This is a genomic window from Flavisolibacter nicotianae (assembly GCF_003628535.1).
GTDB classification, from domain to species: domain Bacteria; phylum Bacteroidota; class Bacteroidia; order Chitinophagales; family Chitinophagaceae; genus Flavisolibacter; species Flavisolibacter nicotianae.
Genome location: NZ_RBCI01000001.1, coordinates 1,054,895 through 1,076,681 on the forward strand (window position 1 = coordinate 1,054,895; position 21,787 = coordinate 1,076,681).

The following is a 21,787-nucleotide window of genomic DNA, read 5'->3' on the forward strand; positions in this document are numbered from 1 at the left end:
CTTTTAAATATCATGAAAAGCAAGAGTCTGTGCCGGGCCAATCCCTCCTTTGGAGGGCGGGGAGGCGTTTGGGGAGAATCTAATTCAACTCGGAATTCATCGCAGCAAAAAAGGTTTCATCTTCTTTCAGCTTTACTTCCCATTTCCAGGCCGTGGCCATCATGTCGTCGATGGTCATTTGCGGATCCCAGCCCAGGCGCCCTTTGGCCCTGTCGTTGTTGGCATAGATGGCCACCACATCGCCGGGACGACGCGGCCCGATCTCGTAATTGAGCCTGGCGCCACTGACTTTTTCGAAGGCTTTGATGGCTTCCAGTACCGTAACGCCGTTGCCGGTGCCCAGGTTGAAAACTTCGCAGCCGCCGCGGTTGCGGCCTTCTTCCAGGTATTTAATGGCCAGGGTGTGGGCATGCGCAATATCGCTGACGTGAATAAAGTCGCGAACACAACTGCCGTCGCGGGTGGGATAGTCGTCGCCGTACACCACCATCTTCGGCAGTTTGCCAATCGCCGTTTGCGTAATGGCCGGTACGAGGTTTTGCGGCCTGCCAATCGGCATTTCGCCAATCTCAATGGAAGGATGTGCACCCACAGGGTTGAAATAGCGAAGCAGGATGGTTTGCGTGCCCGCTGCTTTTTGAAATTCGCCCAGGATCTGCTCGCCCATCTGCTTGGTGTAGCCATAGGGCGACTCAGCGGGCTTGGGCGGTGTTTCTTCGGTAACCGGTATCTGGTCCGGGTTGCCATACACGGTGCAGGAAGACGAAAAGACAAACCAGGGCGTACCGAATTCCTGTACGCATTTCAACAGGTTGATCAGGGACACGAGGTTGTTTTCAAAATACATCAGCGGCTTCTCTACCGACTCACCCACGGCTTTATATGCCGCGAAGTGGATGATGCCCCTGATGTCTTCGTTCTCCTGGAAAATCGCGGCTGTGTCGTCAAAATTGCACAGGTCAACTTTATAGTTCTTCACGGTTTTCCCCGTGATGCGCTCCACGCCTTTTAAAATGGCCGGGTTGGAACGGGAGTTATTGTCCACGCTGATCACGTCGTATCCGTTTTTGATTAAATCAACAAGGGTATGGGAACCGATATAGCCACAACCGCCTGTCACCAGAATCTTTGGCATGCCGTAAAAATTGAACGGCAAAACTCGGGAAATAAATTTTAATATTTTGGTCCGGAATGCCCTAAAAAGCCGGAAGGATGCAGCAGATGTGCATCCTTCCGGCTTTTTCTATGATCGAAAAGATCTAAAAGAAGAGGTGTACGACGTGGAAAATACCGATGGCCAGCAGCGCACTGATGGGAATGGTAAGAACCCATGCCCACAGCAGGTTGATGGTGACACCCCAGCGCACAGCCGACAGACGCTTGGTAGCACCCACGCCCATAATGGAGCCCGTGATGGTATGCGTTGTGCTCACAGGGATCTTCAGGTACTCGGTGACAAACAGCGTGATGGCACCGGCCGTTTCGGCGGCCACACCTTCAAACGGTGTCACCTTTGTAATGCGGGTTCCCATGGTTTTGACAATCTTCCAGCCGCCGCTCATGGTGCCCAGGCCCATGGCCGTGTAACAGGCCAGTGGCACCCAGGTAGGCATCTGCTCAAACGTGTGGATGGTACCGTTGGCGATCAGGGCAGCGGTGATGATTCCCATAACCTTTTGGGCATCGTTACCGCCGTGACCGATACTGAAGGCCGCTGACGAAACCAGTTGCAACCGTTTGAACCAGACGTTGGAACTGTGGGCATTCAGCGTGTTGAGCCAAAACGTAAATACCGCCATTACCAGCAGGATCAGGGCCAGCAGGAACCATTTAAAGTTTTCACCAAAAAATACGATCTGCCCAAAGCGGGACGTGTAGTTGGTAATATAAGGCGACGTTTGGGTTACGGTGTCGCCCTTCCGTACCACGGTATAGGTAAAGCTTTTATTGAGGCCGGTCTGCTTGAGAACCTGGTCAAGATCTTTTTTCGCTGTAATCGGCACGTTGTTGGCGCTGACCAGGGTATCGCCTTTTTTAAAGCCCATTTTTTGCGCCGATGAATTGTTGGGAACATCGGAAACCTGCACCAGGCCCTGCTCGGTTTTCACCTTCATGCCCGAAATATCGGTGTGGCTGGTGGTGATGAAGCCTTTCAGGAAAAAGAGAATGCCGACGATGAAAAGCAGCGAAACGATACGCGGCAGGATGTCCTTGCGGAACGAAAACAGGAACCAGAGAGAAATGATAAAGGCCATCAGCATTCCCACCAGTGGTGCCAGGAAGATGAAGGCAGTCGTGCGAACGATGATATCGGTGTTGATGGCGCTGATGCCACCCGCTGCGATCCCCGCACCGGCAAAGCCGCCAATCAGCGTATGGGAAGAAGACGAAGGAATACCAAACCACCAGGTCAGCAGGTTCCAGACAATCGCTGCGATCAGTCCGGCCAGTACTACGACCAGCATGATGTTTTTGTCAAGCAGTTTAATGTTGACTGTCTTGGAAATGGAGTCGGCCACACCGTGGTCTTTAAAAATAAAAAAGGCGGCGAAGTTGAAAATGGCGGCCCATACCACGGCCTGGAAAGGCGTCAGCACTTTGGTGGAAACTATGGTGGCAATTGAGTTGGCCGCATCGTGAAAGCCGTTGATAAAGTCAAAGACCAGGGCCAGGGCAATGATCAGGATAATAAAGGTCATGAAGAAATTTAAAAATTGGCAAATGCGAAAATGTGAAAATGGTCAGGCTTTTAACAGAATGGCCGTCCTGCACCTGCCTTCATTTTCACATTTTCAGATTTTCACATCGTTACATTGACTATGCGTATTTCACAATGATGGATTCAATCACATTGGCGGCGTCTTCGCACTTGTCGGTAGCGCTTTCCAGCACCTGGTAGATCTCCCGCTTTTTGATGACTTCCTTGGCGTCTGGCTCGGTGGCAAACAGGCGCTCAATGCTCATATCGAAAATATCGTCGGCTTCATTTTCCAGGCTGTTGATCTTGACCAGCGAGTCGGTGATCACCCGCATGTTTTTCATGTCTCGCAGTTCGCCAACGGCTTTGCGCACTTCCAGTGTGCTTTGCACCACGATCTCGGCCAGCTTGTGAAGACCAATGTCGTTGGGATTGACGCGGTAGAAGTTGATTTTTTTTGCGGAGGCAAAAACAAAGTCGGCAACGTCGTCGAGAGCGGAAGCGAGATAGTGGATGTCTTCGCGGTCGAACGGTGTGATGAAGTTGCGGCCAAGTTCGGTAAACAGGTTGTGCGTCAGTTCATCGTTGGCATGCTCTACATCTTCCATTTTGGAGATCAGGCCCTGGCGTTTGTCGAAGTCGGGCTCCTGCACCACTTGCAACAGCAATGCTCCCATTTGCTTTACGTTGTCGGCACTTTTTTCAAACAGCTCATAGAAAACTTTGTTTTTGGGAGCAAGAAACTTTGCAAAGATGTTCATACAGAATCGCTTTAAAGATTGGGTGCGAAATTAGAACCAATTATCCGGAGCCTATCCGGTAACAGAAAATTAATGATAACTTAATATAGCCTGGCCATTCTTTCTTCCTTGGCACCTGGCTCTCAAGGCTTCATGTATTATGCCAAGAAAAAAACGTTCATATTCGCTCTTCCTGACATTTGTTTAGAATTCTGGTTTTCAGTGATATGCAACACTGTCAGGCCGGTTGCGACCCACACGTTTAATCCAGGATACGGTGAGGCCGTTTGTCAAACGTTTTCGCAACCGCGCCATCAGCAGGGTACATGCGGTCGCCATTTTCGGTGTGCAAAACCGTGGTGCGGCAACCTGTGACATTGGCCTGAGCCGCTTCTTTACCGGCACCCGACATTCCCGGCATAGGGCGATCCTGCGTGAAACGACAAGACGGCACTTGCGGGATAGTCTGCTTACCCTGCGCATGCGCTTTTCTCAAAGGGGGGTAATGATTTGCTAACAATTTCTTCATCTTTCCGTTACCGGTCTGTGGCTGTTGCTGGATAGCTTTAGGCTTTCTTAGCAGTTTCCCAAATTTTTGAGACAGAACGGCCTTCTATTCTTAGAGGGCTTTTTCATTCAGATCCCGAAGGTTTTCGAAACTCCGGGATCTGAATGAAAGGTTTGGAATGAACATTACCGGATGCCGGCTTCTGCGTAGCGGTTTGGATAATCGCTGATCAGGCCATCCACTCCCAGCGCCACAAGCCGCTTCATTTCAGCAACCGTATTGACCGTCCACGGAATCACCAGCATGTGTTTTTGGTGGCAGGCTTCGATGCGCTCCCGGGTGGCCAGCACGGCAGCCGGGCTGTAAATGGTTGGAACAAAACCCAGCGCCGAGAGTTGCTCATCGAGGCTTCGCCTGTCGTAGTCTTCTATCAGCATGGCCGTACGGATGGCGGGAAATTTTTGATGCAGGTATTGCAGGGTGCGAAAGTCAAAGGATTGAATGATCGTGTGGTCTTCCAGGTTTTTATCCTTCACCACGTCCATCAGCAAGTCGACAAACGCGGATGGCGCCGGGTGATAAACGCCGTCGGTTTCGGGTTTTGACTTTGTTTCGATGTTGAACTGCGGAAGCGGTACGCCTTTTTGCCGGCAGTAGGCCCGGATGGTATCGATCACCTCACGCAGCAGGGGTTTGGTGGCAGCGATTTTTTCCTGCTGCGGAAAGCGGGGGTCGAGTTTGCGGCCCACATCGAAGGTTTGCACCTGCGCATAGGTCATGCGGAAAATATTCAGGTTTTTTTCCTCCGCTTCGCTCACCGGCGAGCCATCGGGTTGGGTGGTGATGGCATGGTTGAAAAACGGTTCGTGCGACAGCACGACCTGACCGTCCTGCGTGATGACGGCATCCATCTCCAACGTCGTCACGCCCAGGTCCACGGCTTTTTTCATGGCGGCAATGGTGTTCTCGGGCAGCAGGCCCCGGCAGCCGCGGTGACCTTCTTTGTCGAAATGCTTTGTTGTTTGCATACCGGGTTGTTTGGTCGTTTGGCAGGCTGCCGCGACAGCCAGCCAAACGATAAGAAAGCAACGGTTCATGAAGTCTGTTTGGATGCGAAAGCTAGGCAAAGTTTTTTGCGGGGCAACGGCAGCGCAAGGCTTTCTATTTTCTTAACACTGCGGTAAGCCTGTGTTCATTTGCCTGTGATTGTTTTGTGCCTGTTCGTCAACAACTGCTACACCATATGCGCAGTTTTTGATTTCGCTGCCGACTTTTTCCAAAAGGAGAAGTCGTTTATACGGCCGCGTTGCCTGCACGGCTCCTTTCACCAATACTGTTTAGCAATGTATACCTTCTACCGTTTCAAAGCGCTTTCGTCCGACATGCAAATTGAAGAACTGAGCCGGCATGGCATCATGCTGGACCTGGCCTACACCATCCAAAACAGGGAAGCGGTTCTTTTTGCCTACGGCGATTTTTATGTAGAGATGGTTGTGCAAAAGTATAGCGACGATATACATGCGGTCCGTTGCTTTCAAAGCATGAAAAGGCTGGAGCCCTACCTGCGCCAGGTGGATATTTCAGAGATAACCGACATGCTTCGTTGCAACCTGTAAAAAATACTGGCTACCCTTTTTCCTGTACATCAGCCTGTTTTCAAAACATGGCATTTCCTTTGAACCAATTCTTGGAAAGTACAGATCATGGTCCAGCAAGATCCTGCACAGAACAATCAGCGCTTTGAAAGCGATACCCAGAAAATTGTTCGCAAGCACCTTTCCGATCCCAATCACGTCATCACGGACGAGGAGATTGCCAACGTTCGCATCGGCATGACTCCATCGGCGGATGTGCCGACACAGCAAGCCCTCGAAGAGAGCGAAGACCGCATCGCTGACCGAAAAGCCGATAGTGAAGACGAGACAATGCCCGGCGCACAAAAAAGCACGCCGTGGGATGTGCTCGAGTAACAGGGAAAGGAGTAATATTCCGGTAACATTGGCTTCACCTTTCGTTAATACAGTCGTAACGTTGAAGTAACGTTTGATGGTGTGCTTTGCGGCAAATTACTGTACATGCATTCTCTGTTACGAAACGTCATTCTGGTTTTCCTCTTCTTCGCATCACCTGCCGTGCTGTTGGCACAGGAAACCACGGCTACACTAAGCGGCCGGGTTACAGACATCAAAGGTGCCGTAGTGGATGGCGCCACCATCACCGCTATTTACGATCCTACCAGTACAAAGGCCGTTACCTTATCGAATGGCAAAGGCCTGTTTGTGCTGCCCAACCTCAAGCCAGGCGGCCCTTACACCATTATCATTTCGTTTGTGGGATACGATGAGCAGCGGCTGGAAAATATCAACCTGTCGCTGGGCAACAACCCCGATGCGAATGTGCAATTGAAAAACAGTGAAAAAAACCTGCAGGAAGTGGTGATCAACACCGCCCGCCGCTCGGTGGCGGGACTGACGGTGGGCCGCGTACTATTAGGTACACTTCCCACCCTTGGCCGCAGCCTTTCCGATTTCACCCGCCTTACGCCCCAATCGAATAACAACTCTTTTGCCGGTACCAATTTTCGGTACAACAACGTAACGCTGGACGGCGCTATTAACAACGACGCCATCGGCTTCAGCAATTCCTTCGGCGGTGTCAGCGGTGGTGGCCAGGCCGGAACGGCAGGTGCCGGTACCCGCACCAATCCGTACAGCCTCGATGTGATCCAGGAAGTACAGGTGCAACTGGCACCTTACGAAGTAAAGCTGGGTAACTTCACCGGCGGCAGCGTGAACGCGGTAACCAAAAGCGGTAGCAATACCGTTCACGGTTCGCTCTATGGTTATGGCCGCAGCCAGGCCCTGATGGGCAAAAGCGTTGATGGACTCAAAACAAAAATCGGCTCCGATTTTCACGACTACCAGTATGGCGCCACCATCAGCGGCCCGATTGTAAAAAACAAGGCGTTTTACATTTTCAATTTCGAACAAACCCGTCGCCAGGAACCAACTTTTTACAATGCAGGCGATCCGGGTGCAGCCATTACGCTGGCCGATGCACAGGCGATCAAAAGCAACCTGCTGTCAAAATATGGATATGATGTGGGCAGCTACGACAGGTACAACGTGTTTACCAACAGCGATAAATTTTTTGGCCGCTTCGATTTCAACCTGAGTCCGAAAAGCACACTGACCCTGCGTGGTATTTACACCAACGGCTGGGGCAATAACCTGGAACGGACCACCACAAACTTCCAGTTTTCCTCTACTGATTTTACCCAAAACACCAAAAACTACAACCTGGTGGCAGAGTTGAAAAGCCGCATCAGCCCATCGCTGAGCAACCAGTTCAATGCCAGTTATATCAACGTTCACGAATACCGCGACTTCCCCGGAACGCTGTCTCCTTTTATAGACATTGGGAGCGGCGCCATCTGGGCCGGTACCTGGCGCGAAGCGTCGATTTTCAACATGAAGCAGCGCACCATTGAACTGACCGATAACCTGACCCTGACCAAGGGGAGCCACAAATTCACGGTTGGTACGCACAATGAGTTTTACAACCTAAACTATGGTTTTGTGAACTCCTGGAACGGCCGTTGGGAATATTCCGGCATGGGTAATTTCCTGGCAGATAAACCGGGCCGCATCCGCGGAGCCTTCACTACCGACCCCAAACTGCCGAACGACCGCAGTTCGATTTACAATAACCCGCCCAATCCATACAAGGTGGCTTTGCTGAGTGCCTATGCGCAGGATGAACTTTCGCTGGCAAAAAATTTCAAGGTCACACCCGGACTTCGGCTCGATTATTCGGCACTGGATAATCAACCAACAACCGACCCGGCTTTGAACAGTGTCAATGACTACAATTCACCAAACCCCACCTTTACCCATACGCCATTCAGGAGCCTTACCAACAAATGGCTCGGTAAAGCGACCCTTTCCCCGCGCCTCGGTTTTAACTGGGATGTGAAAGGAAATCAATCCGTGGTAGTTCGCGGTGGTACGGGTGTCTTCACGGGGCGCATTCCCTTTGCCTGGTTAGGCTATGCTTACACATTGAACGGTACGACGTATGGCAATATTGATTATCGTCCTTCTGGCGGACAATCTGTGCCACTGGCAATTAATCCACTTTACCTGAAAGATACGGTTACTAACTACGGCGGCGCCTCGGCGAGCAATACCCGCGAAGTGGATGTGATCGACAACAACTTCAGAATGCCCACGATCTGGCGTTCGAATATTGCCGTGGATTTCAAGTTCGGCAAAGGGTACAAACTGACCCTGGATGCCTTGTATACAAAAACGCTGTACGACGTAAAATTCCAGCAGATCAATATCAAGGATAGCGTGCAGTATTATTCGCAGGGCCCGACCCAATCACCGGTGTATGTGGGTGGCAAATTGTACGGCCAGTATTCGAACGTCTACCTGCTGACCAACACCACCGAAGGCTACCGGTACAACCTGACAGCGCAGCTTTCAAAAGCAACCACTAACATTCAGATGGGCATGCGCCGTCTCAATACCAACTGGAGTCTTGCGTATACATATGGCATGAGTAAAGACATTGCCAACGGTATCCGCAACTCTTTCCAGTCGAACTACGAGGTAAACCCTGCCATTGTGCCGAGCGATCCGCAGTTGTCCTACTCCAATTTCGACCTGCGTCATCGCATCGTGGCTACGCTGAGCGGCAACCTGCAGTGGAATCAACTGAATGCAACTTCGCTGGCCTTCTTCTATAGCGGGCAATCGGGCAGCCCCTACTCTGTGGTGTATGCATCGGGTGGCGCACCGTTTGGCAATGCCGCCAATGCCAACTTGCCCTATATTCCGAAAAGCCAAAGCGACATTCGTTTGGTCGACAAAGGCGCCTATACCGCCGCACAGCAGTGGACCGACCTGAATAACTTCATTGAAAGTGATGCTTACCTCCGCACGCACCGCGGCCGGTATGCCGAAAGAAACGCCCTGCGTACGCCCTGGAACCACGAAGTGGATATGAAGCTGATGCATGAGTTCAGGCTAAGCAAAAAAGACAAAAGTAAATCGCTCCAGTTAAGCCTTGATGTATTTAATGTGCTGAACCTGCTCAACAATGAATGGGGACACATCAACTTTGTGACGAATACCAATAACTATACAGCAAACCTGCTGACGTTTGCGGTAGACCCCGCCAACACCAATGCGGCCAACCCGAATGGCATTCCGGTTGGCAAGCCTTCGTCGGGCTATATGCCGGCCTTTACGTTCAACAAACCGACAGGGGTTAACAACCAGTACTACACCGTTGATCCCATCAACAGCCGTTGGCAAGGGCAGTTGGGCGTGAAATTTAATTTCTAAATGCCCATCCTCAACTTTCCGGAAAAGGTCGCCGAAAGGCGGCCTTTTTGATTCCTAAAAACAGCGCGAATTGCATTTTTTGGCACTATTTTTTTAGCCGGAGGGTGAACCAATAACGTGTGGTGATGAAAACGAACGGTGTTGCCGGTGGTAAACGGTTTCGGCTAAGGGGGATCAACAGCATACTGGCTCATGCCGCGGCACTCATGCTTTCGGGTGTGCCCGCCGTTTTGTGCGAAACGGTATTGGAAGAGGTCTATTGTTCTGTAAGAAAATCCATTGAACGAATGAAAGTGTAAAAGGCAAGCCGACTTCATTCCTCACTTCTGACTTTCCGGCTTCTTATCCTTCTTTCCTCTTGTCCAGTGTAAACCCAATCGTCGTTCCCACATCCTCTTTGCTGCGCACATGAATGGTGTGGCCGTGTGCTTCGATAATGTGTTTGCAAATGGCCAGTCCAAGGCCACTGCCCTTGATGTCCTTGTTGCGGCCGCCACTGGTACGGTAGAACCGTTCAAAAATCCGGTCGAGGTATTTTTCGGGAATACCAATGCCGTTGTCGCTGATCTCTACCAGGATGGTGTTGTCGTCGGTATTGTACACGCTGGCCACAATATGGCCGCCGGTTTTGCCGTACTTGATAGCGTTGTCGAACAGGTTGCAAACCACCTGCAGGATCTTTTCCTTGTCGGCATACACCACCACCGGTTTTTCGCAACCTTTTTTGAAGGAAAAATCGACGCCGGCACTCTCCGCTTTCAGTGACAGGCTTTCAAAGGCTTCGCGGATTACGTCCTGGATCACGAAATTTCGTTTCACCAGTTTCAGCTCGCCCCGTTCCAGCTTGGAAATGGCGTCAAGGTCTTTCAGCAGGTTGGCCAGCCGGTCCACGTTTTTGCCCGCTTTTTCCAAAAAGCGCTTATTGACTTCGGGGTTTTCGAGGGCTCCGCTCAGCAGGGTGTCGATATAGCCCTGTATGGCAAACACCGGCGTTTTGAGTTCGTGCGACAGGTTTTGCAGAAATTCCCTGCGGTAGGCTTCGTTGCGCTTGAGCGCATCCACTTCGCGGCTTCGTTGCTTGGCCCAGGCTTCCACGTCTTCCCGCACTTCATCGATGCTTTTTTGCGGCAGGATGTATTTGTAATAGGTTTCTTCGCGCCGGGTGGCCTTGGTTTGATGAATGAACTTGTAAATGAGTTTTATTTTCCGGTAGATGAAATTTTGAACGATCGAAAAAATAAGCAGGTAGCTGCCGAGGAAGATGATGCAAAACGAGACCAGTCCGACCAGCCATTGCCCCTCCAAAACATAGATTCCAATGCTGATGGGAACCGAAAGAATGAGTGCCGTCAGGGCCGCGAGCTTTTTGGGAGTAAGATTTTTTGAATCAAACATGGAGAAGGCAAAAGTAAAAGTCAAAAATTAAAATGCGTCCCCTGAAAGCATGCACCAACCCCGGCGGTTGCCGGTCTCAGGTTTGACAGATCACATCTCACATCTCAAACTTATAGCCCACACCTTTTACGGTGGTTATGCAGTCGATGCCCAGCTTTTGCCGGATCTTGCGGATGTGCACATCGATGGTGCGGTCGCCGACGATCACGTCGTTACCCCATACCTGGCTCAGGATTTCGTTGCGCAGGAAAACACGGCCCGGCCGGGAGGCGAGCAGGTAAAGCAATTCAAATTCTTTTTTGGCCAGGATGATTTCCTGCCCTTCGTAGTTCACCACGAATTTCTCGGGGTCGATCTTCAGGGCGCCGATCGTGAGGGTCTTGTTTTCCGAGGGCTTGAGGCGGCGGAACAGTGCATTTACCTTGCTTACAAAAACCGAGGTGCTTACCGGCTTGCTTACGTAATCATCGGCGCCGGTGTCGAACCCCTTCAACTGGGTGGTTTCGTCGCTCAGGGCTGTCAGGAACATGATCAGGGTGTCTTTGAACTGGCTTTGGGCCCGCAGCAGCTCGCACACTTCCATGCCGCTTTTTTTGGGCATCATCATGTCCAGCACAATCAGGTCGGGGGAGGTCAGCCTGGCTTTGTGAAAGGCTTCGTCGCCGTCTTTGGCTGCAATCACCTCGTAGCCTTCCTTTTCCAGGTTGTATTTCAAAATCTCCACAATATCCGGTTCGTCGTCGGCGATCAATACCTTCCGGTGTTTGGATTCCATCAGCGGCTTCTTTGCGGCAAACCTACAGGAAAAGGCCTTAAACCCTGCCGGCTGTGCATTTTTGCCGCGCAGACTTAATGATTTTTTAATACCGGGTTAAACGCTTTGTTACACCGACCCTCCCGGTTTTCGCCGCCAAATGGCTTCTGGTCGTCTCCCTATTAGGAAGTCATTAACCACCTGTTTTTTCTTCGGGTACTAAATTTGCGATATGAGGCGCATGTCCTATCCACTACGAATCTCTCTGTTCAGTGCTTTTTGTTTTTTCTCTTTTGCCGTATCCGCCCAAACTGGTACCGATGCTGGCTGCAAGGTCCCGATCAGTCGTAAGCTTTGGCACGATAACATCGACAAGGCGCAGGCAGCCGCGTTAAAGGCCGGCTTTGTCAAAGGCGATAATCCGGATGTTGTTCATTTTGTCAACAATGCCTTGGTGCACCAGGTGGACGCCCTGCAGTGCCGGATCGACAGGGACAGCATGGGCGACCAGCGGAAAGTGGGTTACCTCCGCGGGCTGGAGCGCTTGCTGCGAAACACCGTGGCCGAATTCAAGGCCCGGCGCTTTACGCCGTCCAACCTGCCGGAACTGCTCGATGCCTACGAAGCCGCCGTCAGGCTCGACAAAACAATTGCTTCCATCGAGCCGGTGATCGAAAAGCAGGAGTACGAAGTGAGCAAAATGCTGATCGCCTCCGAGGCCTTTGTAGGCAACCCGGGTTTGTCGAATGTGAAGCACCGGCTGGTGCTCAAGTTTGCCACGCTTTACCCGGACAAGGTTTTTGCTTCGCTGAAAGACAACATGGACCTGCCCTTCCGCGATAGCTTGATCAAGGTCATTGGCTATAAATTCCCCCGGCAGCTTTACGATTATGCCGCAGCCGACAACAAGCTGGGATATGCTATCCGCGCCATCAACGACAGCTTTGTCCGCACCGTTTCCCGCATGGCCAAGAGCAGCAGCGGGCAGTTGTATTTTCCTTTCCTGGATAACATCGTCAAGGGCCGGCAGACCCTGGATGACATTGATGCCGTGAAGAACGACCCCGTAAAATATTACAGGCTGCTGGTAAAAACCAAGATGGATTATGTGCAGCGGCAACTGGAAGGGGAGAAGATCATGGAGATGAAGGCCCTCAGCGCCATGCTTGAAAAAAAGGCCGTGGAAAATTTCATTAAGCCGATCAACGACCTGCACGAAACGGAAAACGCAGCAGTGCGTTTTGCTGCCCTCAACCCCCTGAATGCACAGGAGCTTTACTACCTGGTGATCGCTGGCGAAACTGACCTTTACACCTCCAGCTATGTCAAAGGCGTTTATCCGCGCATGATGCAAAAGGTCAACAACCGCGGCGACTCGCTTTTGCTGAGCGTGGGCTTCGATCATTTTAAGAAATTTATCAAGATGGCGGCGGGCTACAACACCCTGCCCAATTTCCTGGCATCGTTTCCCGAACAAGACAGGGCCCGGGTGCTGATGACAGCCTTCGTCAACAATCTCGACAAGTCGGAAGGGCTGGAGGACGGTGTGGATGTGGCGGACTCCTATGCCAGTATCTCGGAAACCATGAAGCCCGTGGCCGACCAGATGCTCGAAAACGTCAAGCGCAACTACCAGGATGCGGTGCAGGCCAACAACCGGCGGGGCCAGGTAATGTACGACCTGCTATACAAACTGTTTGAATCATCCACCGATTCCAGCATCGATCTTTCCAAGGAATTCAACATTCCGCCGGTTTATGGCGTCAGCTACAAAACACTGGCGAATGCCACTGATTCTACCGAGGGCCGTGTAGTGATCCAGGTGTTTTTTTATGGCGACAAAGACGGTCGCTTCAACTACGCCAACTTTGTTCCCCAGTTCCCGGCCAGCCTCTGGAAGCGCAATGAAACGAAGCAGTGGATCAGTTTTACCTCTACAAAGGGCAAACCGATCCTGGTTTATGCCAACAAGCCGCTCGATGAAGAATCCGGCGAAGTGGACAGGGCGCAGGCTGCCCTGTGCGATTACCTCACCGAAAAAGATTTGAATCCAACGGTCGTCATTCACCGCGGACATAGCTATTACGCGCCATATACTATCGAGCAATTGGCACCGTCGGCTAAGATTGTATTCCTTGGATCCTGTGGTGGCTACCACCTGATCCACGATGTGCTGGAGCACGCCGAAGATGCCCACATCATTGCTTCCAAGCAAATTGGCAAGCAGGTGATCAACCAGCCGCTGATCGATATGCTGATGGAAAAGCTGCGCAACGGCAGCAACATTGAATGGATCCCTTTCTGGCGGGAGTTTGAAAAGCGCTACAAAAACATTGAAGGCTTTGGCGATTACATCCCGCCCCACAAAAACCTCGGTGCTATTTTCATCAAGGCCTATAAAAATGCGATGGGCGGCGAAGGCATAGGGATATAGAGAAGTTCACGAGTTCACCCGTTCGCGAGTTGGGGTGTTGATCGTAGTTCACAGGAACTTGAAAACTCCTGAACGATATTTGCACTGAATTCTACAAAAGGGAATTTTGAACTTTGAAAATTAACTTGTGAACTCGTGAACGGGTGAACTCGTGAACTACCAACGTATGAGCACAACAGGGGGGAAGAAGTCTTTTTTTGATGTTTCGCTTTTAAAAAGGGTCTTGCAATTTACCCGGCCCTACAAAGACCGGTTTGTCGGGTCTATTGTGCTGGCTGTTGTACTGGCTGCGTTTACGCCGGTTCGTCCTTACCTTATCCAGCTTACGGTGGACCGGTACATCGCCAGGGCCGACCGGAATTTTACCGACAAAGCCATCGACGCCCTTATCTGGGTCACGGTGCTGCAGATCGGGTTTACACTGATCGAAACCCTGCTGCGTTTTTATTTTTCCTATATCACGTCCTGGCTGGGGCAGGCCGTGGTGAAAGACATGCGGGTAAAGGTCTTTGGCAAAGTGCTCCACCTGAACCTGCGCCAGTTTGACAAAACGCCCATCGGCACGCTGACCACCCGTACTGTAGACGACATCGAACGCATCAATGATATTTTCTCCGACGGTCTTATTCCCATCATCGCCGACCTGTTGTCGATTATTTGCGTGCTGGGCATCATGCTCTGGACCGACTGGAAGCTGACGCTGATCTGCCTGATTCCTTTTCCCATCATTGTGATCGGGACCTATTATTTTAAAGAAAGCGTCAACAAATCTTTTCACCGGGTTCGCAATGCGGTGGCCAACCTGAACGCCTTTGTGCAGGAGCATATCACCGGCATGTACATCGTCCAGGCCTTTGCAGCCGAAGAGCGGGAACAGAAAAAGTTTGACGATATTAATAAGGAACACCGCAATGCCAACATCCACGCCATTTTTGCTTATTCGGTCTTCTTTCCGCTGGTAGAGATTGTGCTGGCTTTAGCCACGGGTCTGGTTGTCTGGTGGGTGTCTAAAGAGGTCATCAATACCAAAACAGCGCAGCCCGGAATTATTATTGCATTTATTCAATACCTGAACCTGATCTTTCGTCCGCTGCGGGTAATTGCCGATAAATTCAACGTGCTGCAAATGGGCATGATCGCCAGTGAACGGGTGTTCAAGGTGCTGGACAACGAAGATTCCCTGCCACCTTCGCCTCCCACGGCCTATGCACCGAAGGAAGTGGAAGGCAAAATTGACTTTGACCATGTGTGGTTTTCCTACGTCGACGACCGCTACGTGCTGAGGGATGTTTCGTTCCGGATCGAGCCGGGGCAAACGGTTGCCATCGTTGGACACACCGGCAGCGGTAAAACCACCATTATTTCACTGCTCAACCGGCTTTACCAGGTTAACCGGGGAGCGATCCGGATCGACGACGTTTCCATCGATGAGTATAACCTGGATGTGCTGCGCCGGAACATTGGCGTGGTACTGCAGGACGTTTTTCTTTTCCCCGGTTCCGTGCTGGACAACATCACGCTGATGAACCCCGGCATTCCGCAACACAAAGTGGAAGAAGCCGCAAAGCTGATTGGCATGCACGACTTCATCCAGCAATTGCCGGGTGGTTACAATTACAATGTTATGGAACGCGGCGCTACGCTTTCGCTGGGCCAGCGCCAGTTGCTTTCTTTTATCCGGGCACTCCTGTACAATCCCTCCATCCTCATCCTGGATGAAGCAACGTCCTCTATCGATACCGAAAGCGAAATGCTGATTGAAAACGCCATCAACCGGCTCATTGCCGATCGCACTTCGATTGTGATTGCGCACCGGCTTTCCACGATTCAGCGGGCCGATAAGATCATCGTACTGGACAAAGGCGAACTGAAAGAAGTGGGCACCCACACCGAACTGCTGGCCAAGGGCGGCTTTTACAGCAAATTGCACCAGATGCAGTTCGAACGGAAATCGGCCGTGGTCTGAAAAAATCTTTTGTGCACAGCAATGCAATTCCTTAATAAAAGTTCTGTAAAAAAGCGCTGCTCCGCCAGGGATTTGCAGGGTGCTTCCTTTTTATCCCGGCTAATGCGCTATTGCCGCAACAAAATCCGCCGGGCCCCGATCGTTCTTTTTTAAAAAGTGCAACTAGTCATCAGCGTCATCCCCGGGGAGACAAATTATTTTTATATTAGATAATAAAAGATATTCATTTGTATAAACATTCCAGTAATTTCGGATTCGAAAAGCTGTATGCTTTACCGGTATGGCCGATGAACCAAACACCATATCAGCGCAGGTTGTTGTAAAGACAGATTCGGGCAGTAGCATTGCCGGTGAAACAGAAATTACATCAAAAAACATACAACATCTTTTCCCTTCTGAAACAAACCTGACCCACGCTTTTACCCAATTGAAGGAACATGGTTTTTCTGTTCGGCGCACACTTCCCACGCTGACCATTACCGGAACAAAAACCCTGTTCGAAAAAACCTTCCGGCTTTCCTTCGAAAAGAAAGCACACAAAAGCGGGTCTTATTACGTCCCCACTACCCAGGCATCAATTCCCTCTGAAATGAAAGACAGCGTTGCCGCTGTTGTTTTTCCCGAACCCGTGGAATTTTTTGAATAACCAGTCAGCAATTTGTTTCGCTGGAATTTAAACCATATGTATGGCAAAGGCACGCAGAAAGCAACCGGCGGCGCCGGTCAAAAAACGAGCATCTGCTTCGCAAAAAGTCGCAGTGCCGGACGACAATATATTGCCTCCCGAGGTATTTGCCCATGCTTCCGTTCGGTCAGTTGGGGGCGTATCGCTGTTTGAGTCGTCCAGACAGATCACCAAAGAAACCGTCTTTGATTTTTATTCCCCGGAAAGCCTGGTGGTGCGGGCAGTTGAAAAATTAAAAGCGGCCGGCTTTCGCATCATGGGTGTAAACGGTATCACCGTTTCCATTGCGGCGCCGGCAGCCACGTATGAGGCTGCTTTTCAAACGAAGCTTGGGATCAAAAACAAATACACCATCAAGGAAATGGGCAAGCGGGAACTGGCGCAATTCATCCTGCCGGAAGATGGCAACGTGCCCGGAACCATTGACGTGCGCAAGACATCCTTCCGGGATGTGCTCGAAGGCGTGTCCATTAACGAACCGGTTTATTTTATGGGTAGCGCTTTTCCACCAGCGGTGGATTACTGGCACCTGGCCGTTCCCGGGGATGTATCTGCAGGCTTAAATGCTGATTGGTGCCACCGCAACGGCATTAGCGGAAGAAACGTGCGGGTGTGTATGGTGGATAGCGGCTGGTACCGCCATCCTTACTTTACCCGCAGGGGCTACCGGTCGCGGCCTGTCGTGCTGGGTCCTGCGACGGCCAACCCGCTGGCCGACGAGTCGGGTCATGGCACCGGCGAAAGCGCCAACCTGTTTGCTGTTGCTCCCGACGTTGATTTTACTATGGTCAAAATGCATTTTGCCGATGCGTCCGGAGCATTCAACACAGCAGCGGCACTGCGGCCCGGCGTGATCAGTTGCAGTTGGGGCAAGGACAAGCCCCAGGGCCCGCTAAGCGGCGATGATCTTGTGCTGTCGGCGGCCATCGCCAATGCCGTTGTCAACGGGACGACCGTGGTTTTTTCTGCCGGAAACGGCGGATGGGGCTTTCCAGGTCAGCATCCCGATGTCATAAGTGCCGGTGGCGTGTACATGGACGAAAATTTTTCCCTGCAGGCAAGCGATTACGCCAGCGGGTTTGCCAGTAACATTTATAACGGGAGAAATGTGCCTGACGTTTGTGGCCTGGTAGGATTGCAACCAACAGCAGCCTACATCATGTTGCCGGTGCAGCCCGGCGATGAGATCGACCAGCGAAGGGGCGGAGGCTCGTTTCCCAACAACGACGAAACACAACAAAATGACGGGTGGGCGGTGTTTAGCGGAACCAGTGCCGCCGCTCCGCAAATTGCCGGGGTTTGCGCCATACTGAAGCAGGTGCGCCCCTCCTTAACGCCGGTACAGGTAAAAGACCTGCTAAAAGCAACAGCCATCGACATTACAAAAGGCGCCTCTCATACCAATACGGGTGGTCATCCGGCAAAGGCCGGACCCGACCTGGCTACAGGGAATGGGCTTGTAGATGCCTGGAGAGCCGCGAACGCGGCGCTTCGTTTGGTAAGTCCGCCTGTTCAAACATTTTGGTACTAACCTCTATTGACTATTCTTATTGTTTTACTTAAACCAGAATCGATTATGGCAACCAGTAAAAAAGAAAGCGCTGCCGGTGGAACGAACATCCGGTACGACGCTTTTATCCGGAACGTCAGGCCCGACCCTGCCAATACCGAGCAACTCGTATTGATGCAGGGCTATGTCGGCGAGTCGACCAGTGCCGACAAATTGCGTCTTTACAGCGATGCAAGTCTGAGCAGCTACGTGGAAATTCCACTCGAGGATGTTGTGTACAGCATTCCCAACGAAGATGACCCGCTGGGGGGAAGCATGATGTGGGTTCGGCAGAGCGCCAACCTGCAATACAGCGACCCGCAGGGTTATTCGCAGGGAAATATGTACAACGAATTCATGAACAATGCCTATACGCCGGAAGGCGGGTACGGCGGGTACGGCGAGGCGCAAGCGGCAGCTACGTTGACTGCTGTTTGCGGTCCGGTAACGCTGGTCAATACCTGCCGAACACTGCTGGCCAATTGTCCTTCCCTGCGATGCAGTGTTCCTGTATGGCGCTGCCCGCGTCCGACAATATGGGAATTGCGCTGCCAGGTTTCGATCTTCAGACCCTGCATTACACGAAACAACCTCCGGACCCCGTGTCGTCCTTGTCCCCAAACGCCGCCGCAAACGCCGGGTTTCCCGGGCGGGCTGGTAAATGATCCCTATGAATTCAGCGGTGAATCGGGGTATGGAGATTATGGTGGCTACGGCGACTATACCGGTGGAGAGATGTACAACGATTACATGAATAACGCCTATACCCCCGAAAGCGGCTATGGTGAATATGGCGAAGCACAGGCACAAGCAACCCTTACCGTTATCTGTCAGCCGAGGGTCTCGCTGGTGTATGTCTGCCGGACGGTGCAGGTCAACTGTGCTTCCCGCCTCATTATTTGCAGCCTTCCGGTTTGGCGCTGCCCGATACGAACGATCCGGCGGCCATGCATACCGAATGACTGTCGATTACAAACCCGGATACCGCCTCTTACGCCGCAAAGCATAGCCGGTTGTCCTTCCGATTTCTGCACGCCCCAAACACCCCAAACCCCGCAAACACCGGGCTTAGGCGGCGGTGGCTTTATGGACGATCCTTACGGCGCCTACACCGGTGGTTATGGCGATTACACAGGAGGCGAAATGTACGGCGACTATATGGCCAATGAGTATACACCAACTGCCGGTGGAACGGCTGCTGCTGGCGCCATAACCCTTCAGGTATGGTGCCGCACATCTCCCGCCATCTGCCGCACAAGCCCGATTTACCCACCCTGTCGTGTTACACAGGTGTTTAACTCGAGGTGCTGTTCGCCCAGGATCACAATTTGTCCCACGCGGTGCTGCACACTGCCACAGATTACACCGTGCCGGATCTCGATCCAGGTATTTTGCCCGCGGCCCACGCTGACACCGGCTTGCGGAGGTGTGCAATCCTTGCAATGTGGTGTCAATCCCGGCGGAAACTTTGATGCCGGTTACTATGATCCCTACGGAGAATATGGTTATTAATTCGTAATTTTTAGGCAAGCATGTTGTTCGCAACATGCTTGCTTTTGCTTTTTTAAAAAAACAGCGCATGCTCTTAACCGAACACAATCTTTTTTACTACCTGTTGGATAAAGGAATGGTCGACAAAGACAAGGTGATCGACGGAGAGTTCACCGTACGACGAAGCGACAGCCGCAACAACAATTTCCTTGTCAACCGCGAGTACGATCACCATGCTTATTTTATCAAACAGGTCAAAGCCTTTGATGCCGAAAAAACCGAAACCCTGCGTACCGAGGCGCACTGCTATCAATTGGCCAACACCGACTCCGGATATCAGGCACTAAAACAATTTCTGCCTGCATTTTTTCACTACGATCCGCTTAGCCATGTACTGGTTACCGCACAGGTGAAAAATGCGGTGTCCGTTTTTGATTTTTACTATCGCTCTGTTAACAGCAAAATACCTGAGATCATTGCCGACATTCTTTCTTCCTACCACGGCACTATTAGCACAAACTTGTTACAGCAGCCAGCCTTCACGCATTTTCGGCAGCAAAAACCCTGGGTTTTTTCAGTGGCCACCACGCCGCCGGGCTTTTGGTCGCAGGAAGGCCAGGCAGCTGAGCAGCAAATGATGCAGTTGATTCATAAAAACCGGGATTATGTGCGGTTGCTCTCGCAGTTGGAGCATGAGTGGCATCCGCAAACCCTTGTGCACAACGATGCCAAGTTCAACAACTTTCTTATCAGCTACGACAGTGAAAAAAACGACATCCATTTTATCCAGCTGATCGACTGGGAGCTAGCCGATATAGGCGACCCGCTCTGGGATGTGGCCACCATCTTTCAAAATTACCTTTCGCTTTGGGTAGCGAACGATGTGCCGGAGCAAACAGGAGCAAAGGGGTTTGCTATCACATTGGCACAGGTGCAGCCGGCCATACAACAATTTTGGCGGCGCTACACAGCGCAAATGAAGTGGACGCCGGAACAAGCGGCCGGCCTGCTGCTCAAGGCGACCCGCTTTTGTGCACTGAAGCTGATACATGCCTGTTTTGAGACCGCGCCGTATTCACCCACCCTGCAACCCATAAGCGTAAAGCTGCTCCAACTAAGTTTCAACATCCTTCGGTCGCCGCAGGATGCAGCCATTAAACTTCTGGGGATCACCAATACATTCCGAAATGAATCTCACTTCCAATATGCATAGCCTGCAACACATCGTGCAGGCCATCGACATTTCCCCGCAACGAACCGTGCTTTTACACGGGAAACCCGTCGGTGGCGAATTCTCCAACCCATATGTCCAGCAGGCCAGTCAAAAAATGTTGTTTCAGTCGCTGGAAAAAGTTGTCTATACTGTTTTCTATTCAAAAAACAAACAGGCGTTTAACCCTGGGGCCACCTACGCAGACATGCAGCAAAGCCAGGCCTTCGTACGGACACTGAGCAGTGCCAATTCATCGCAGGAGCGGTTCGATACGGGCTGGGTCATTGAACAGGTAGACCTGCAGCGTCAGGTTATTGCACAAAAAGGCAGCCTGAAGCGGGCAGTTTACCCAGGCGAGTTTTTAAACGAAAGCGGGTTTCACCAAATGCCCGTTGCCAACGGCGAGATCCGGCTGGTTGCCCGAAAGGAACACAAAGACGGCCACACCGGTTTTTATTATGTTTTCGGTAGCACACTGGGGGAAGACAATTACGACCAGTTTGTTCGAATCTATTTCAACCTCCAGGCCGAAGGCGCTGCAAAGCTGGTAGAGGTCATTACGCAGCAATTGAACGGGCACCAGGTACCGTTCCAGTTCAAATGCCTGAATGACCCGACACTTTATACTCGCTGCGATACGGCCGTTCTTTATTTTGAAAAACGCTACAGCGATATCGTGTTCTACCTGTTGCCGGACATCTACGTCCAGGTTAAAAACAGCCTGAACGAAGAAACGCCCCTGTTTACACGTCGGTTGGCAAAAGGCATGGCGTTTGCCGAAAGCCCGCTAAAACAGGATGAAAGTTTTGGCACACATTGCAGCAAGATGATTGCGCAAGGCATTCTGCAGGCACTGCAGAAAAACCTGGGCAAGCAGGCCTGGCCAGCCGAAATCGCCGAAACGATCCGACAGTGGCACGGCTATACCGATCTCGAAACGTTGTTTCTAAATCCCGGTTCGCAATACCCGTATTCGTTTCCGCAGCTTTCCTGACAGCTA

The 21,787-nt window shown here is 51.5% G+C and carries 18 protein-coding genes; 11 read left to right on the forward strand and 7 right to left on the reverse strand.

Annotated features, from left to right (window positions below; all coding sequences use genetic code 11):
* Positions 1-79 precede the first annotated feature (79 nt).
* The 5 genes from galE to D6024_RS04770 form a co-directional block, all read right to left on the reverse strand.
* Positions 80-1,135 (reverse strand): UDP-glucose 4-epimerase GalE, encoded by a 1,056-nt coding sequence (gene galE, locus D6024_RS04755; RefSeq protein WP_121353504.1) that lies wholly within the window; start codon positions 1,133-1,135, stop codon positions 80-82.
* Between the two features lie 124 nt (positions 1,136-1,259).
* A complete protein-coding gene (locus D6024_RS04760; RefSeq protein ID WP_121353380.1) occupies positions 1,260-2,699 on the reverse strand; it encodes an inorganic phosphate transporter in 1,440 nt (479 codons plus the stop codon).
* Positions 2,700-2,817: 118 nt separating this feature from the next.
* The gene (locus D6024_RS04765; protein WP_121353381.1) at positions 2,818-3,459 is read right to left on the reverse strand and encodes a DUF47 domain-containing protein; all 642 of its coding nucleotides are present in this window, start codon (positions 3,457-3,459) and stop codon (positions 2,818-2,820) included.
* A 241-nt stretch (positions 3,460-3,700) separates the two neighbouring features.
* On the reverse strand, positions 3,701-3,967 hold the full coding sequence (locus D6024_RS26525) for a hypothetical protein (RefSeq protein WP_162944537.1): 267 nt from the start codon (positions 3,965-3,967) through the stop codon (positions 3,701-3,703).
* A gap of 164 nt (positions 3,968-4,131) precedes the next feature.
* The gene (locus tag D6024_RS04770) at positions 4,132-5,043 is read right to left on the reverse strand and encodes a glycerophosphodiester phosphodiesterase family protein (protein WP_121353382.1); all 912 of its coding nucleotides are present in this window, start codon (positions 5,041-5,043) and stop codon (positions 4,132-4,134) included.
* Positions 5,044-5,289: 246 nt separating this feature from the next.
* Here D6024_RS04770 and D6024_RS04775 point away from each other — a divergent pair, with 246 nt between their 5' ends.
* The 4 genes from D6024_RS04775 to D6024_RS26530 all read left to right on the forward strand — a co-directional run bounded on the left by D6024_RS04775 (position 5,290) and on the right by D6024_RS26530 (position 9,599).
* Entirely contained in the window at positions 5,290-5,562 is a 273-nt protein-coding gene (locus D6024_RS04775; RefSeq protein ID WP_121353383.1) for a hypothetical protein, read from the forward strand.
* Between the two features lie 87 nt (positions 5,563-5,649).
* Complete coding sequence (locus D6024_RS04780; RefSeq protein WP_121353384.1) at positions 5,650-5,916, forward strand: hypothetical protein; 267 nt, start codon at positions 5,650-5,652, stop codon at positions 5,914-5,916.
* Between the two features lie 105 nt (positions 5,917-6,021).
* Complete coding sequence (locus tag D6024_RS04785) at positions 6,022-9,300, forward strand: TonB-dependent receptor (protein ID WP_121353385.1); 3,279 nt, start codon at positions 6,022-6,024, stop codon at positions 9,298-9,300.
* A gap of 125 nt (positions 9,301-9,425) precedes the next feature.
* Positions 9,426-9,599 (forward strand): hypothetical protein, encoded by a 174-nt coding sequence (locus D6024_RS26530; protein WP_162944538.1) that lies wholly within the window; start codon positions 9,426-9,428, stop codon positions 9,597-9,599.
* 43 nt (positions 9,600-9,642) lie between these two features.
* Here D6024_RS26530 and D6024_RS04790 read toward each other — a convergent pair whose 3' ends face one another.
* Positions 9,643-10,695, reverse strand: a complete 1,053-nt coding sequence (locus tag D6024_RS04790) for a sensor histidine kinase (protein ID WP_121353386.1) — start codon at positions 10,693-10,695, stop codon at positions 9,643-9,645.
* Positions 10,696-10,792: 97 nt separating this feature from the next.
* The gene (locus D6024_RS04795; RefSeq protein ID WP_121353387.1) at positions 10,793-11,470 is read right to left on the reverse strand and encodes a response regulator transcription factor; all 678 of its coding nucleotides are present in this window, start codon (positions 11,468-11,470) and stop codon (positions 10,793-10,795) included.
* Between the two features lie 211 nt (positions 11,471-11,681).
* Here D6024_RS04795 and D6024_RS04800 point away from each other — a divergent pair, with 211 nt between their 5' ends.
* The 7 genes from D6024_RS04800 (at position 11,682) to D6024_RS04830 (ending at position 21,781) form a co-directional block, all read left to right on the forward strand.
* Complete coding sequence (locus D6024_RS04800; protein ID WP_162944539.1) at positions 11,682-13,883, forward strand: hypothetical protein; 2,202 nt, start codon at positions 11,682-11,684, stop codon at positions 13,881-13,883.
* A 166-nt stretch (positions 13,884-14,049) separates the two neighbouring features.
* On the forward strand, positions 14,050-15,849 hold the full coding sequence (locus D6024_RS04805; protein WP_121353389.1) for an ABC transporter ATP-binding protein: 1,800 nt from the start codon (positions 14,050-14,052) through the stop codon (positions 15,847-15,849).
* A 280-nt stretch (positions 15,850-16,129) separates the two neighbouring features.
* Positions 16,130-16,495 (forward strand): protease pro-enzyme activation domain-containing protein, encoded by a 366-nt coding sequence (locus D6024_RS04810; RefSeq protein ID WP_121353390.1) that lies wholly within the window; start codon positions 16,130-16,132, stop codon positions 16,493-16,495.
* Positions 16,496-16,535: 40 nt separating this feature from the next.
* Positions 16,536-18,065, forward strand: coding sequence for a S8 family serine peptidase (locus D6024_RS04815; RefSeq protein ID WP_121353391.1), 1,530 nt, complete (start codon positions 16,536-16,538; stop codon positions 18,063-18,065).
* Positions 18,066-18,110: 45 nt separating this feature from the next.
* Positions 18,111-19,595 (forward strand): hypothetical protein, encoded by a 1,485-nt coding sequence (locus D6024_RS04820; RefSeq protein ID WP_121353392.1) that lies wholly within the window; start codon positions 18,111-18,113, stop codon positions 19,593-19,595.
* A gap of 67 nt (positions 19,596-19,662) precedes the next feature.
* Positions 19,663-20,787 carry a phosphotransferase family protein gene (locus D6024_RS04825; protein WP_162944540.1) on the forward strand — a complete coding sequence of 375 codons (1,125 nt, stop codon included), beginning with the start codon at positions 19,663-19,665 and terminating at the stop codon, positions 20,785-20,787.
* On the forward strand, positions 20,762-21,781 hold the full coding sequence (locus tag D6024_RS04830) for a T3SS effector HopA1 family protein (protein WP_162944541.1): 1,020 nt from the start codon (positions 20,762-20,764) through the stop codon (positions 21,779-21,781). The genes D6024_RS04825 and D6024_RS04830 overlap by 26 nt, the downstream gene beginning before the upstream one ends.
* Positions 21,782-21,787 lie beyond the last annotated feature (6 nt).

Excerpts from the sequence above, each read along its gene's own strand:
- D6024_RS26530 (WP_162944538.1), top strand. The coding sequence starts at position 9,426 with ATGAAAACGAACGGTGTTGCCGGTGGTAAACGGTTTCGGCTAAGGGGG.
- D6024_RS04760 (WP_121353380.1), bottom strand. The coding sequence starts at position 2,699 with ATGACCTTTATTATCCTGATCATTGCCCTGGCCCTGGTCTTTGACTTT.
- D6024_RS04815 (WP_121353391.1), top strand. The coding sequence starts at position 16,536 with ATGGCAAAGGCACGCAGAAAGCAACCGGCGGCGCCGGTCAAAAAACGA.
- D6024_RS04825 (WP_162944540.1), top strand. The coding sequence starts at position 19,663 with ATGCTCTTAACCGAACACAATCTTTTTTACTACCTGTTGGATAAAGGA.
- D6024_RS04820 (WP_121353392.1), top strand. The coding sequence starts at position 18,111 with ATGGCAACCAGTAAAAAAGAAAGCGCTGCCGGTGGAACGAACATCCGG.
- D6024_RS04775 (WP_121353383.1), top strand. The coding sequence starts at position 5,290 with ATGTATACCTTCTACCGTTTCAAAGCGCTTTCGTCCGACATGCAAATT.
- D6024_RS04805 (WP_121353389.1), top strand. The coding sequence starts at position 14,050 with ATGAGCACAACAGGGGGGAAGAAGTCTTTTTTTGATGTTTCGCTTTTA.
- D6024_RS04785 (WP_121353385.1), top strand. The coding sequence starts at position 6,022 with ATGCATTCTCTGTTACGAAACGTCATTCTGGTTTTCCTCTTCTTCGCA.
- galE (WP_121353504.1), bottom strand. The coding sequence starts at position 1,135 with ATGCCAAAGATTCTGGTGACAGGCGGTTGTGGCTATATCGGTTCCCAT.
- D6024_RS04765 (WP_121353381.1), bottom strand. The coding sequence starts at position 3,459 with ATGAACATCTTTGCAAAGTTTCTTGCTCCCAAAAACAAAGTTTTCTAT.
- D6024_RS04770 (WP_121353382.1), bottom strand. The coding sequence starts at position 5,043 with ATGAACCGTTGCTTTCTTATCGTTTGGCTGGCTGTCGCGGCAGCCTGC.
- D6024_RS04780 (WP_121353384.1), top strand. The coding sequence starts at position 5,650 with ATGGTCCAGCAAGATCCTGCACAGAACAATCAGCGCTTTGAAAGCGAT.
- D6024_RS04795 (WP_121353387.1), bottom strand. The coding sequence starts at position 11,470 with ATGGAATCCAAACACCGGAAGGTATTGATCGCCGACGACGAACCGGAT.
- D6024_RS04800 (WP_162944539.1), top strand. The coding sequence starts at position 11,682 with ATGAGGCGCATGTCCTATCCACTACGAATCTCTCTGTTCAGTGCTTTT.
- D6024_RS04830 (WP_162944541.1), top strand. The coding sequence starts at position 20,762 with ATGAATCTCACTTCCAATATGCATAGCCTGCAACACATCGTGCAGGCC.
- D6024_RS04790 (WP_121353386.1), bottom strand. The coding sequence starts at position 10,695 with ATGTTTGATTCAAAAAATCTTACTCCCAAAAAGCTCGCGGCCCTGACG.
- D6024_RS26525 (WP_162944537.1), bottom strand. The coding sequence starts at position 3,967 with ATGAAGAAATTGTTAGCAAATCATTACCCCCCTTTGAGAAAAGCGCAT.
- D6024_RS04810 (WP_121353390.1), top strand. The coding sequence starts at position 16,130 with ATGGCCGATGAACCAAACACCATATCAGCGCAGGTTGTTGTAAAGACA.